The sequence below is a fragment of the Halomicrobium mukohataei DSM 12286 genome, from assembly GCF_000023965.1.
GTDB classification, from domain to species: domain Archaea; phylum Halobacteriota; class Halobacteria; order Halobacteriales; family Haloarculaceae; genus Halomicrobium; species Halomicrobium mukohataei.
This window is the reverse complement of the sequence record NC_013202.1, coordinates 1,380,756-1,393,673: the sequence shown is the minus strand read 5'-3', so window position 1 is coordinate 1,393,673 and position 12,918 is coordinate 1,380,756. Positions and strand designations below refer to the sequence as shown.

The 12,918-nt window shown below is 57.7% G+C and carries 12 protein-coding genes and 2 pseudogenes; 7 read left to right on the top strand and 7 right to left on the bottom strand.

Annotation, left to right across the window (positions count from 1 at the left end; translation table 11 throughout):
• Nucleotides 1-70: 70 nt before the first annotated feature.
• From HMUK_RS07005 to HMUK_RS17880, 5 genes and pseudogenes are all read left to right on the top strand, one after another.
• A pseudogene (locus HMUK_RS07005) lies at nucleotides 71-805 on the top strand (IS6 family transposase).
• Between the two features lie 45 nt (nucleotides 806-850).
• Entirely contained in the window at nucleotides 851-1,801 is a 951-nt protein-coding gene (locus tag HMUK_RS07000) for a Gfo/Idh/MocA family protein (protein ID WP_015762431.1), read from the top strand.
• Nucleotides 1,798-2,517: an acylneuraminate cytidylyltransferase family protein gene (locus HMUK_RS06995; protein ID WP_015762430.1), complete on the top strand. Its 720-nt coding sequence runs from the start codon at nucleotides 1,798-1,800 to the stop codon at nucleotides 2,515-2,517. The genes HMUK_RS07000 and HMUK_RS06995 overlap by 4 nt, the downstream gene beginning before the upstream one ends.
• On the top strand, nucleotides 2,510-3,286 hold the full coding sequence (locus HMUK_RS06990; RefSeq protein WP_049940769.1) for an oxidoreductase: 777 nt from the start codon (nucleotides 2,510-2,512) through the stop codon (nucleotides 3,284-3,286). Before HMUK_RS06995 ends, HMUK_RS06990 begins: the two co-directional genes overlap by 8 nt.
• Before the next feature lie 254 nt (nucleotides 3,287-3,540).
• Nucleotides 3,541-3,802 (top strand): annotated as a pseudogene (locus tag HMUK_RS17880) (IS1595 family transposase); the annotation flags it as partial.
• Here HMUK_RS17880 and HMUK_RS16700 read toward each other — a convergent pair.
• Complete coding sequence (locus HMUK_RS16700; protein ID WP_015762428.1) at nucleotides 3,780-4,466, bottom strand: HAD family hydrolase; 687 nt, start codon at nucleotides 4,464-4,466, stop codon at nucleotides 3,780-3,782. The pseudogene HMUK_RS17880 and the gene HMUK_RS16700 sit on opposite strands and share 23 nt — an antisense overlap.
• Nucleotides 4,459-5,415, bottom strand: coding sequence for an ATP-grasp domain-containing protein (locus HMUK_RS06980; protein ID WP_015762427.1), 957 nt, complete (start codon nucleotides 5,413-5,415; stop codon nucleotides 4,459-4,461). Before HMUK_RS06980 ends, HMUK_RS16700 begins: the two co-directional genes overlap by 8 nt.
• 89 nt (nucleotides 5,416-5,504) lie before the next feature.
• Here HMUK_RS06980 and neuC point away from each other — a divergent pair, with 89 nt between their 5' ends.
• Nucleotides 5,505-6,662, top strand: coding sequence for a UDP-N-acetylglucosamine 2-epimerase (gene neuC / locus HMUK_RS06975; protein WP_015762426.1), 1,158 nt, complete (start codon nucleotides 5,505-5,507; stop codon nucleotides 6,660-6,662).
• 273 nt (nucleotides 6,663-6,935) lie between these two features.
• Here the strand turns inward: neuC and HMUK_RS06970 are convergent, their stop codons facing one another.
• The gene (locus tag HMUK_RS06970; protein ID WP_015762425.1) at nucleotides 6,936-8,105 is read right to left on the bottom strand and encodes an ISH3 family transposase; all 1,170 of its coding nucleotides are present in this window, start codon (nucleotides 8,103-8,105) and stop codon (nucleotides 6,936-6,938) included.
• 75 nt (nucleotides 8,106-8,180) lie between these two features.
• Complete coding sequence (locus HMUK_RS06965) at nucleotides 8,181-8,933, bottom strand: class I SAM-dependent methyltransferase (protein WP_015762424.1); 753 nt, start codon at nucleotides 8,931-8,933, stop codon at nucleotides 8,181-8,183.
• A gap of 81 nt (nucleotides 8,934-9,014) precedes the next feature.
• Between HMUK_RS06965 and HMUK_RS06960 the strand changes: the two genes are divergently transcribed.
• The gene (locus HMUK_RS06960) at nucleotides 9,015-9,632 is read left to right on the top strand and encodes a NeuD/PglB/VioB family sugar acetyltransferase (protein WP_015762423.1); all 618 of its coding nucleotides are present in this window, start codon (nucleotides 9,015-9,017) and stop codon (nucleotides 9,630-9,632) included.
• 5 nt (nucleotides 9,633-9,637) lie between these two features.
• Here the strand turns inward: HMUK_RS06960 and HMUK_RS06955 are convergent, their stop codons facing one another.
• The 3 genes from HMUK_RS06955 to HMUK_RS16695 form a co-directional block, all read right to left on the bottom strand.
• On the bottom strand, nucleotides 9,638-10,309 hold the full coding sequence (locus tag HMUK_RS06955; protein ID WP_015762422.1) for a PIG-L deacetylase family protein: 672 nt from the start codon (nucleotides 10,307-10,309) through the stop codon (nucleotides 9,638-9,640).
• Nucleotides 10,302-11,366 (bottom strand): N-acetylneuraminate synthase, encoded by a 1,065-nt coding sequence (neuB, locus tag HMUK_RS06950; RefSeq protein WP_015762421.1) that lies wholly within the window; start codon nucleotides 11,364-11,366, stop codon nucleotides 10,302-10,304. Before neuB ends, HMUK_RS06955 begins: the two co-directional genes overlap by 8 nt.
• Before the next feature lie 617 nt (nucleotides 11,367-11,983).
• The gene (locus HMUK_RS16695; RefSeq protein ID WP_015762420.1) at nucleotides 11,984-12,832 is read right to left on the bottom strand and encodes a glycosyltransferase; all 849 of its coding nucleotides are present in this window, start codon (nucleotides 12,830-12,832) and stop codon (nucleotides 11,984-11,986) included.
• Between the last annotated feature and the right edge of the window lie 86 nt (nucleotides 12,833-12,918).

Here is a 12,918-nt window from a genome sequence, read left to right as displayed (position 1 = left end):
ACAGGCGTATTCAAACGGCACTGTCTAGTTGAGGGATTGAGGAACGAGCAGGCCGTAGCGAGAGGTGTTCATATCACTCGCAAACCTGCTCAGAGAAACGTTGGAAATAGACAGTCATGACGTTTGGGAGAACGAGCGCACCCCGACACCCGTCCGGCGGTTTGGGGTACGTCTCCACACGGCGGGGCTGTCGATCAGGGAGACGGTGGTGATCTTAGAACTGTTGGTTGTCGATCGTTCTCACGGGGCGGTCTGGAATTGGGTGCATACGTTGTCTGAAGCACAGAGCCACCCACCGACGGCGGAGCCGTCGCGGGTTGCGGTCGACGAGAAGCAGATCGAGGTTGATGGTGAGAAAAAGTGGCTCTACGCTGCCATCGACACCGACTCAAAGTTATTGCTCGACATTGACGTTTTCAGCCGCCGCGAGACTGACCCCGCGGCGTTAACGAGAGCGCTGCTCTCGTTCGCACATCAGAAATCGAAGATTTCTGAGGACGGCGTTTTTGCATCGACTCACCGAGAAACACGATATCGACAATACAGAGTTTCTCGTCGATGATAGCGGCTATCTGACTGCCCTCGCGCGTCACGAATTGAGCGGTCGGCTCGACTATCGAACTCGGAACCACATCGAAAAGTGTTCCAGACCGTCACCATGCGAATCGACGGCTTCCACACCTTCTGGCGGGGCAGTCAATCGAGCGCCAGACAATGGTTACGACGCTTCAGACACCACTACAACCACGAACGGCCGAACCAAGCACTCGACGGACGAACGCCAGCTCAGGAGCTCCAGAACTAACAGTGCCATTCAAACGCTTTTGTAACCGGGCCGGAAAGGCGTCGTATGCGTATACTGTTTACCGGTCTCGGATCGATCGGTCGGCGGCATCTGCGACTTCTCGATGAACGGCCGGAGGAGTTCGAGGTACACGCCTACCGGAGCGGCACTGCAGAAGGGGACGGGCCGGCGGGCATCGTTGAGCACGACTCACTAGAGGCGGGGCTCGCCGTTGACCCGGATGTCGCGTTCGTCACGAACCCGACCGCGTTGCACGTTGAGACCGCCACACGGTGTGCCCGCAGTGGGTGTGACCTCTTCCTCGAGAAGCCGCTATCCGACTCACTGGCTGGCGTCGAGGAACTCCAGCAGGTCGTCGACGAACGGGACCTGATCACGTACGTGGGGTGCCAGCTCCGGTTTTCGCCCGTCTTGGCGGCGGTCCGGGATGCACTGGGGGCAGACAGGATCGGTGACGTGCTCTCCTTTCGTGCGACCGCCGGCTCGCACCTCCCAGAGTGGCGACCCGGGCAGGACTACCGGAACTCGTACAGCGCTTCGTCCGAACTCGGTGGCGGGGTCGTGCTCGACCTCGTTCACGAACTCGACTATATCTACTGGTTGCTCGGCGACGTGGCGACGGTCGATGGACACATCGGTCATCTCAGCTCTCTCGAGATCGAGACCGAAGATGTGGCTGAGATCGTTCTCCGGACGCGGTCGGGCGCGCTCGGTAGTGTCCATCTAGATTACTTCCGACGTGTGCCAAAGCGGACACTGGTGGTGATTGGCGAAGCCGGCGTCGTCCGTGCCGACCTGAACGAACAGACGGTGACGATCGAAACGCCAGCCGAGACAGATCACCGAGAGTTCGACTACACACGCGACGACGTGTTTCGCGACCAGCTGGGGTACTTCCTCGAGCACGTCCGAACCCGAGAACCGTGCCACAACGACGTGCCCGAAGCAAAAAGGGTTTTAGAAATTGCCCTCGAAGCAAAGGAGAATCAGGTATGACAGTAGATGCTTCGACGCTCGTAACGATCTGTGCCCGGGGCGGGTCGAAGGGCGTCCCCGACAAGAACGTGCGTGACCTGGACGGACAGCCGCTGATCACACACACGATCCGCCAGGCAAAGCAGTGGGATCGGACGACTGATCTTGTCGTCTCGACCGACAGCGACGGAATCTCGATGGTGGCCGAGGACGCCGGTGCGCGGGTCCCGTTCCGCCGTCCCGACGAACTCGCCACGGACGAAGCAGCCAAGCTCCCGGTCATCCAGCACGCACACGAGCAGATGGAGTCCATCACGGGTCGGACCTACGACTACGTCGTCGATCTCGACGCGACGGCACCGCTCCGCCTCGTCGCGGACATAGAGAACTGCTTTCAGCGGGTCCACGGGACGGAGGCCACCAACGCCTACACCGTGACGGAGGCCGACAAGAACCCGTACTTCAACATGGTCGAACTGGACGAGAACGGCTATGCGTCGCTCTCGAAGTCGCTTGACGACGAGGTCGTCAGGCGCCAGGACGCGCCGAGCGTCTACGAGATGAACGCCTCCGTGTACACCTACGAGCGATCGTACCTGGCTGATGCGGACTCGACTCACGGCGACCGAACCGGCGTCGCGGAGATGCCACCGGAGCGCTCTGTCGACATCGATCGCCCCATCGACTTCGCTCTCGTGAAGTTCCTCGTCGAAGAGTGGGGTGTCGACTTTGATTGATGCGTTCGATCTTGACGGTGACGTCGCCCTCGTTACCGGGGGCGCGGGACTGCTGGGTCGAGAGATCTGTGAGGGGCTCGCGGATCACGGAGCAACAGTCGTCGTCGCCGATCCGGCAGCAGAAGAGGGACAGGCGGTCGCGGATTCGATCGGCGAGAACGGACAGTTCCGATCGCTCGATATCACGAAGGCCGAGGCGGTCGAGGAGACGGTGGCGTCTGTAATCGACGAGTTCGGCTCGCTTGACGTCCTCGTCAACACGGCGTACCCACGGAACAAGAATTACGGGCAGCGCTACGAGGAGATGACACTCGCAGACTGGCGAGAGAACGTCGATCTCCACCTGAACAGCTACTTCTACAGTTCGTACTGCGCGTCGATGGCGATGAAAGACCAAGCCGACGGCGGGAGTATCATCAACCTCGGCTCAGTCTACGGTGTGCAAGCGCCCGACTTCGGCGTCTACGACGGGACGGGTATGACCAGTCCCGTGGAGTACTCGGCGATCAAAGGGGGTATCCTGAACCTGGTCCGGTACATGGCCTCCTACCTCGGTGAGTACGACGTCCGAGTGAATGCGGTCAGTCCGGGCGGTGTGTTCGACGGACAGGACGAGCAGTTCGTCGAGAACTACGAGCGGAGGACGCCGTTGGGGCGCATGGCTGCACCGGAAGATATGGTCGGTCCTGTCGTCTTTTTGGCGTCTGACGCGGCGGGGTACGTTACCGGGCACAACCTCGTCGTCGACGGTGGTTGGACGATCAAGTGAGTCCGCTCACGGCTTGGAGTTCGTCTATGTCTCGAAGACGAAACCTACACGCCGCCGTGGCGAGAACGTTCTTCGCATGGACGAGCAGGGTCGACGCACGATCACGGTACTGACCGGAACTAGAGCCGAATACGGGTTGCTCAAACCGGCGATGGACGCCATCCAGGAGGTCGAGGACCGTTGGTCAGTTCTTAGCGGTGGCCGAGAGTCATAGCCGAAAAGGGTGGCCCGGACGCGCCCCCAGACGAGTCGTGATGTCGACCAAAACGTTCGTCTCGAAGCGTTGTGCCGCTAATCTGCTGGCACAGATTCACCGGCGTGACGACGTCGATTGTCCAGGCGGCCCTGCCGAATCATGGATTAGGTAGGGCAGCTATCGACGATACCGCTGTAGAATTATGACTGTACGTACGAGAACAGACTGGTACCGTTTTAGAACACTCGACTGTCACGCTCAGGAGCGGACTTCTCGCCGTCTACACATATCTTCGCTTCAATGACTCTCTTGGTGATCTTTTGACGCATTCACAATAGCTTCGTAGACCTCATTAATATTTTCAATTGAAATATCGGAATGAGGGCCTGACGGTAGATGCCGGAACTCACCCTGGCGAACCCTGATCGTACACATATCGACTTTTTTTGCCCCGGCAAAGTCGACCTGTGGGTTATCACCGACATATACACACCTGTCTCCAGACCGTTCGAGTCGGCGCGCAGCCTCCTCGAACGGGAGCGGTGAGGGCTTTGGTTCGTTGAGTTCGGCTGTCAACACGACTGTCTCGAACGCTGACCGGAGTCCAAGTGCGTCAAGTTTCCGTCGCTGTCTGCGAGCCGTGCCATCAGTAACGATACCAAGCGTGTATCCTCTCTGTTGAAGATTGTTGAGCACCTCTGGTACCCCATCGTATGGCTCAAGCACTGGCTCGTGATCATTGAACACCGCAACTATCTGCTCAATATCCGCGTTGATGCTGTGGTCCGCGATGAGATCGTCGAAAAGGTGCGGGTACATACTGGTTTCTTTGCGCCACAGCTCAAGCAGGTCTGCGTGGATCTGTTCGCCATTGACGCCGTATTCTGCTTCCAGATGGGCTGCGACATCCGCGAACGCACCGGTCATGTACTGCTCGACATCGAACAGCGTGTTGTCTAGATCAAACAGAATCACGTCACGCATTATCGTCCCACACCTCTGTTCGGTCGGCGTATAGTTCGGTATAGTTGCGTATCATAACAAGCCCGTCTCGAAAGCTTTCACTCTTGACACCGCGCTCGCCGCGGATCAGCCGCTCAACATTTGGCAACACCGAGTCGTCAGCCTGCATTGAGAGGACTGCCCCGCCGCCAAAGCGCGTGTTAACCTCGATAAACCGCAGTCCGTCCGGCCCGTCGATACACTGAATGCAAGAAGGTCCGAACAGGTCAAACTCCCGGGAGATGGTTTCGCAGTGCTCGATAATATCCTCGCGTGCGACCGTTTCACCCGTGACGGACTTGCCGGACTCGACGCCGTGGCGTCGCCGGGGCACCACCGATAGCGGACGGCCGTCATCTCCCGATAGCACGTCCACGGTGTACTCTGGGCCATCGACGTAATTCTGGAAGATTGGGTCGTTGAGGTCGGCGGCGTACACCGCTAACTCGCTCTCGGAGCGGGCGACGTTGACGGCCGTGCTGCCGCCACCGAACCGCGGTTTGACAATACACGGAAACTCAACGGCATCGCGCTCGTACAGGTCTGGGACCGGAATCTCTGCGTCAGCAAACGCCGCTTGAGTCTGTCGCTTGTCCGCACACAATTCGACCGTCTTGGCGTCGGGACACAGCACCGTCGCGCCCTGTCTGCCGAGTTTCGCCTTTTCGCCCGCGAGCGCCAACAGCTCGGCCTCGGGCCCGGCGAGAATGGCGTCGATGTTGTGGTCCGCGACGAGGTCAGTCACGGTGTCGAGAAAGGTCGGCTCGTCAGCCCGCGGCACGACTTCCGACTCGTCAAGATAGAGGTGGCCGTAGGCCGCCGGGTTTGCGTCGGCACCGACCACGCTGAACCCGTACTCGCGGAGCGCATCAATGAGACCGCGTGAGGGGAGGCTGCCAACTGCGGTCCGGAGGATGGTCAGGTTAGTCATTCCCCGGTGCTTCGTTGGTCGGCGTATTAGATGTTCCCAGTGTGCCGCAATCAAAACGGATTTACGATTGTGTTGAGCACAGTCTAAGTGTGCCGCGCGACATTCTTGCGATAACGGGAATCCGGTCAGAGTACGATATTCTCTATCCCGCTCTCGACGCTATTCAGGCCCACGAAGAGTTATCGGCCGGCGTGGTTGCCAGTGGCGGACACGTGGCTGACACCCATGGAGATACGATCTCCTACATCCAGCAGAATGGCTTTGAGGTGGTCGACTCCGTGGCGTATCTGCTGCGCGGCGATGACAAACGCATGCGTGCCAAAGGCGTCGGGACGCTGGTTGCCTCCCTGACGGAGGTCGTGAGCCGTGAGTCGCCCGATATCCTCCTTGTAGCTGGTGACCGTGAGGAGCCCCTGGCGACGGCTATCGTCGGAAACTACCTCGACATCCCCGTCGCACACATCTTCGGCGGCGACCCCGTATGGGGCAACGCGGACGATCCGGTTCGCCACGCCGTCTCGAAGATGACACATATTCACCTGACCGCTTGTGCCGACCACCGCGACCGACTGGTCCAGATGGGCGAACACGAATTTCGCACCTTCGATGTAGGTAACCCCGGGCTTGACCGTATTAGGACCGTGCCCGAACTGTCACGCGAGGAGCTGTCCCGCGAAATCGGGTTCGACATCACCGAGGGACCCTTTCTCGTCTTAATCAAACATCCTCTCTCCTCAGAGCGGACGGCGGCCGGCTCGCAGATGGAAACCACGATGAAGGCGCTCGCGGACCTCTCGATCCCGACTGTCGCTATCCATCCGAACACGGACCCCGGAAGCGAGGAGATTATCGACGTATTGCACGAGTACCAGAACTATGATTTCGTTTCGGTACACGAGAATTTCGAGCGAGACCTGTTCGTGAACCTCCTCAGGTACGCAACGGCACTCGTCGGTAACTCGAGTGCGGGAATTCTCGAAGCACCGTTTCTGTCACTGCCCGCGGTCAATATCGGGAACAGGCAGACCGGACGGACTAACGCCGGCAACGTCGTTTACGTCGACCACGACGTGGACGAGATCGTTGAGGCGGTCCAGCGACTCACAGACGACACACGGCGGGCAGATCTCCTTGAGCAGACCGACACCACGTACTACGGCGACGGCAACAGCGGCCCGCGAATCGCGGATGTACTTGCGAATATCGACCTCGACACCGAACTACTTGTCAAATCGAATCGATATTGACACAGACTGCTGTGGCTCGTTTCAGACTAAACCCGATAGTGCGGACACCTTACAGGTTGAGAGCGTAGCAGCGGCGACCGAGTGGGATTAACTCACAGTCAGTACCTCACAAAGCGTCGCCAGTTAACCTGACCTGAGTCACCTGTTCTGTTGGGATGGGTCGTTGATAGTGGTTGGAGAACGCTAATCGAAGGTAGAGCTGCCGCCGTCGGCGGCGATCAGCCGCCGACGCGGCAGTGTTGCCACTCACAAGGCGGCGTCCTCGGTGAGTAATTACCGGTGGAACCGGTCGTCCGGTGGTCGGTTCGCGGGGACGGCCCGACGCACCGCGAGGGCCGTCCACGCTGCCCGACACAGCATGTTGATGAACTCCTCGAATGACCACTTCCAGAGGCGACGCCCGCCACGGCGGGGCGTCGCCACATACTCCCAATGGAGATACCGCCATACGTTCTGCAAGAGTAGACTAACCACGACATACAGCAGCCGTACGACCGGATTCTGCGTCGTGGTCGTTACAATGCTTTGCTCGGAGAGTCGATAGCTGGCCTCGATACCGAAGCGTTTCGCGTAGTGGTATCGAGCGTCTCGTGGTGTGTCAATGAACGGCGCGTCAGCGGCGTAGCCGTGACGCGCCACTCCGTGTTCTCCATACCGTCCTTTTTGATAGGTACAGTCGATGTAGACGGGAAACTCGACGGTCCAGCTGTGACCGTCGAGTTTCCCCGTCAGCTCGTGTTGGATGACGCGACTCCATCCTTCCGAGAGTTCCTGCTTGATCGTCTTTCCCCATCGGACGATTGGCATCACGTACGCGTAGTTGTGCGCCTGAAGCAGCGTGAGACACTTGCTATCGTAGAATTCTCGATCAAGATAGACGGCCTTGACGCCGAGGCCAAGGCCGTCGAGGAGGCCAAGAAACTCAGCGAGGACACTGCTGGCGGTGTCGCCGTCGACGAGACGGCGCACCGCCAGCGTGTATCGCTTGTTCTTCACACGCGCGTACAGTGTCGCGTAAGCATGGAACGCGGTGGTTCCACGCTTGGCTTCTGAGTGATAGAGACCATCCGTTTCGTCCCCGTCACCGTAGTAGGGCCGCAGGTGGAGGTCTGCGACGACCTCCACCTGCTCAGGAAGAACCTCTAGAACGTCCTTTTGCAGGAGTGCGTTCCCGATCTGTTCAACTGACGTTAGTTCGAATTTCTCGCGGAGGTGGTACAGAACCGTGTTTTCGTGCGGAGAGTCTTCACTGGTCTCACAGAGTTCAGATACCGAGGTCCCGTCGGCGCAAGCGCCGACGAAGACCTCGTAAATGTCCTCAGCATCGATTTCAGCATTAGCGCCGAGACTGAGTGAAACTTCCTCGTCAAGCGTGTTGACGAGGAAGTTAAGGAGCTGGTCCTCGTGAATCTCACCGTCTGCTTGCTGCTGGTGCTTGGACACATCCTCAGCAAGCAGGCGTCTCAACTAACCGGCTTTGTGATGTACTGACAGTAGTCTGTCTGGCTGAAACGGCACTCACTTCGTCCGCCTTGCTGCTATCCACCATCTGGCGTGCTGTCGCGAGAAATCAGTATCCCGCAGATCTATTTGCTTTTTAAGCCCCTCAGAGCTCTGTAGATGCGACTTGTCGACGCTGAAGTCGGCTGGATACTCGCGTTTCAGGTGCTCAATATCGAATATCTCGTAGCCCTCGAGCAGTTCCTCAATGCTACGACGATCGAAGAAGTGCTGCAACATCCCTTTTTCGTAGCCCTCCTTCAAAATATATGTGTTCTCTTCGACCTCCTCACCGCGTCCACATTCTGAGTCCGCAGTCGATCGGAGGGAAAGAAAAATGTACGCGTCCGGTGTCGACACGCGCTGTATCTCGGCCAGAATTGACTTTGCTTCCGAGAAACTGACGTGGTCGAGTACGCCGTCCGAGACGACGAGGTCGAACGTCTCGCTCCCCCAAGAGAGGTCCGCCGCATCACCGGTTTTGAAGTCGACATCGAGGCCCGTTTCTGCTGCCCGTTGTCGTCCAAGCTCGATGGCGGGCTTGGAGATATCGACGCCGGCAGCTGACAGTCCCTGCTCGGCAAAAAAGAGGACGTGACTTCCATTGCCACAGCCGACATCCAGCACGCGGTCGGTCGGTCGCTTTACGTCGTAGCTATCGATTCCAGTTCGTCGCTGAATAAATCGGGCGGTTAGCCGAACCATCGGCTCTGCCGGGTACCACTGCCCACCCGATTTTTGCGTCGTGATGTCGTCCCAATCGTCGTCCATACCTGCTGTTGTTCAGTAGCATACATATACTTGTGTCCATTCGGTAGAAGCCTTTACCGAACTAGCCACAATAGGACAGGTATGCGTGCAATCTACGGTGCCGGCGAACAAGGCCGGGTCGTGCTCGATATCCTCTGCAGTAGCGACAACACAGAAGGGGTTGTCTTCCTTGACGACAATACCGCATTGCACAGCGACGTTATCGAAGAGATACCGGTTGTCGGTGATGTGACGGCACTGTCCACGTTCGATGAACCGGTACAGTGTCTCGTGGCGTACGGCGACGATCAAGGTGTTCGGCTATCGATTGCCGAGAAGATCTCGGACCATGGCTATGGCTTCTTTTCAGCCGCTCATCCAGATTCAACTATATCCGATACCGCAACACTTGGTGACGGTGTGACTGTCAACGCCCGCAGTTACGTCGGACCCGATGTCTCGATAGAAGATCACGTTCTCATCGACAGTTGTGTAAACATATCTCACGACTCACACCTCAGGTGCGGCGCGACAATCACACCGGGTGCTACGCTCGCTGGGGGGGTTGAGGTCGGTCAGGACGCGTACATCGGTCCGGGTGCAACTGTCGTTGAAGATGTGACCATCGGACACGGTGCTGTCATCGGCGCTGGATCGGTTGTCACGGAATCGATTGAAGCAGGATCGACCGTCGTTGGCGTACCCGCTGAACCACTGTAATCAGGTTATCGGTACGCCCGCAGCACGTCGAATGCCTCTGCCGCGGGGACCCCACTTGCCGCACCCCGTGACCGGGCAATCGCTTCGAGTGCCTCCGGTGAACGGGGATGGGGGAACGGCCGCTTCTCGATCTCGTAGGAACCGAATGCCTCGATCTTCGTCTCTAGGTGTTCCTCGATGTCGACGAACAGGTCCGGATCAAATCCGTCCGTCCCAGGGGCGAAATCAGTAGACGAGGGGGTCTCGTACGCCAGAACCGTTGAAACGTCTGTTCCTGGCCGCGTGGCGACCAGGGTCGAGTCGTGTATTTCGACGTGGTCCCGGTTGACCTCACGCCGCGAATGGGTGTAGACGATATCGGGCCCGATCTCCGCACACGCGTCCTCGATGGCGGCGTTGACGTCGACGTGAGCGACCTCGTCGAGGCGCATGTCTGGCAGGCCACCGAAATGGATAGCGGAAACGCCGAGCGTCTCTGCACAGGTGCGAGCGTCGGTCTGTTTCTCCTCGATCAGGTCCTCATCGTCCCCGTACTGCTGTGTTGTCCCTTCCGTGACAATGAGCACGTGTACCTCATCGCCCGCCGCTGCATGTTTCGCCATCGCACCGCCAGCTCCGAGTACCTCGTCGTCCGGGTGAGCCCCGATCACCAGCACCGTATCGGTCCCGTCAAACATCCCTCTCACTCTCCAGAGTCACGTCGACGTTGGCAGTCGTGATTGGGTCGCCAGCACCGAGGTCCGTCTCCAGGACTGCCCCAATGACGGTGTCGTAGTGTTTTGGCGACAGTCCGTCTGTCGGTCGCAGGATATTTATATCGTTCGAGGATAGCACCTCGCCCGCCGAGAGGTCGACAGCGGCGTGCAGGCTCTTCCTTGTCGTGGACTTGTTTCGTCGTTCACCCGCTGTGGGCTGTTTCTCAGCGTTGCCTCTAGCCCGCGCGGCCAGTCGCGACAGCGTGACCGCCCGTTCCAGTTTGTCCGGTTCCAAGGACGCCTTGTGGTCCGGTCCCGGGAGAGTTCTGTCCAGCGTGAAGTGTTTCTCAAGGATCTGTGCCCCTCCCGAGACCGCGAAAGACGGTGTTTCTGGGTACGTTGTATGATCAGAGTAGCCGACTGGCTCCGTGAATGCCTCGTCCATCTGCTCCATTGCCCGGAGGTTCATGTCCTCGATGTCGCAGGGATACTCCGACGTGCAGTGGAGAAATGCCAGGTCGATCTTAGGGTCGACACTGCGGATCACGTCCCGCGCCTCGCGGACCTCGTCCATCGTTCCCATCCCCGTGCTGACGATCATCGGCAGTCCCAGCTCGGCGACGTGTTCCAGCAGCGGATGGTTGTCGAATTCGCCGGAGCCGAGCTTGACAGCTGGCACGCCGAGATCTGCGAGGAGATCGGCACTCTGGACGTCGAACGGGGTCGAGAGGAAGGTGATGTCACGCGTCTGGCAGTGGTTCTGCAAGCGTTCGTGTGCCGCCCGGTCCAGTTCGTAGTTCCGCAGCATCTCGTACTGGCTCCCCTCTCCGCTCGTCTCCTCCTGGTAGTCCGCTTTCTCTGTGTCCTCGGTAACGAGTCTATCCGCACTGAACGTCTGGAATTTCACTGCGTCCGCCCCGGCGTCTGCCGCGGCGTCGATCAGCTTTTCGGCCATCTCCAGATCGCCGTTGTGGTTGACACCAGCTTCGGCAATAAAGTAGGGCTCGTCAGGGCTGATTACTCGGTGTTCAATTTGCATACTTTCCTGTCTCTCCCCGGTCGTTGTAAGTGTGTTTACAGCGACTGCTTCGAGCGGTCTGTGCGAATCGGTCTGGATGTTTCGATATTTCCGAACTACGGTATCGACTGAGCTCTTCCGTAAACCCAAGCAAGAAGCACTCAAAGAAATCATTTGCCATTTTATCACTCATCAGAGATGGCCATAATATTAGCAATAGAGTGTCGGTTGGATGTTAAATTTCGAATTCAGTGTCTAAATTTCTCAGTCACAGTTTCGTGGTGGCATTTTTCCTTCGTATTATTCATTCTCTGAGCTTTTGTATTTGGTGCTAGTGACGAGACTGGAAGGCGATACTTGTAATGACAGGGAGCCCCCTTGATTAAGTGGATACTGCTCTGTTGAATCCGGTGACGGCGGCCAAGTCGACGGGCTAGCGTCGAGTGTGTCAGATGGAGTCAGCAACAGATAGCGAGTCAGAATCTGCTTTCGCTCTCCAAAGCCGACCCATCAATCGAAGGTCGGTTGTAAGAATTCGTCACCAATGGAGTCTGATAACTGTGTCTTCGGCCTCAATCCCAGTGCCGTCTGCGGATTCAATAGAGCAGTGGATACAGAGTCCGGCGTGGGAGTGGCACTCAGGAGCGGAAGCAGAATCGGTAGATCAGTTCACGGATCCGGTTTGGGACGAGACGTATTGGCACCCGGGAGAGGACGTTCTTGACGAACCGTGTTTGAGAGATAACACCCATTCGTCTGAATTCTCGTTGTAACTTGAGCTCAAGACGAGCGTACTTTTTCCCTCCACGGCGACCGTAAAGGGCGCTGCCAGCCCGCGATTTGACCAGCACTTTTGGTAGATTCTCAATAATGTGTCCGTGATTCAACATTCTCATCCATAACTCGTAATCTTGCATCAGTCGCCATGGCCTGTAGTTCCCTGCTTCTAGAACTGATTCTCGGCGGAATATTACAGTTGGATGATTAGTTGGGCATCGTGACCTCGCGAACTTTCGGATTTCATCGGCGTCCTGTGGAACTGCTCGGATCCGGTCAGCTGCTCCGGGATCCTGATCGAACTCGGAGACATATCCCCCGAGCACGTCAACTTCAGGATGTTGTTCGAGGTATCGGAGTTGTTCTTCAAACCGTTCAGATACGGAAACATCATCGGCATCCATTCTTGCGATCAGATCGTGTGAACACAGCCGAACCCCCGTTTGTAGCGCCTTTCCGAGGCCTTGGTTCTCGTTAAGGGCGACTTGTACGAACGTTTCCGGATATGATGTCTGAAATTCTGCGATCACCGAATCCAGATCGTCGGGGAGTGGGCCGTCTTTCACGACGAGCACCTCGTCTGGAACGATCGTTTGATTGACGATACTCTCAAGCGCCGTCTTGAAGTGATCCGGATTATCTTCCTTGTAGACACTAATTAACACCGAAAACGGTCGCTTGGATAACGAGTTCACCTCTGCCGATTTCATTGATAGTAGACCATTAAACGGTTTCGACACGAGTGGTCGGCGAACGGACGGAACGGGGATCCCAAACCCATTTCCGAAACCTTGAC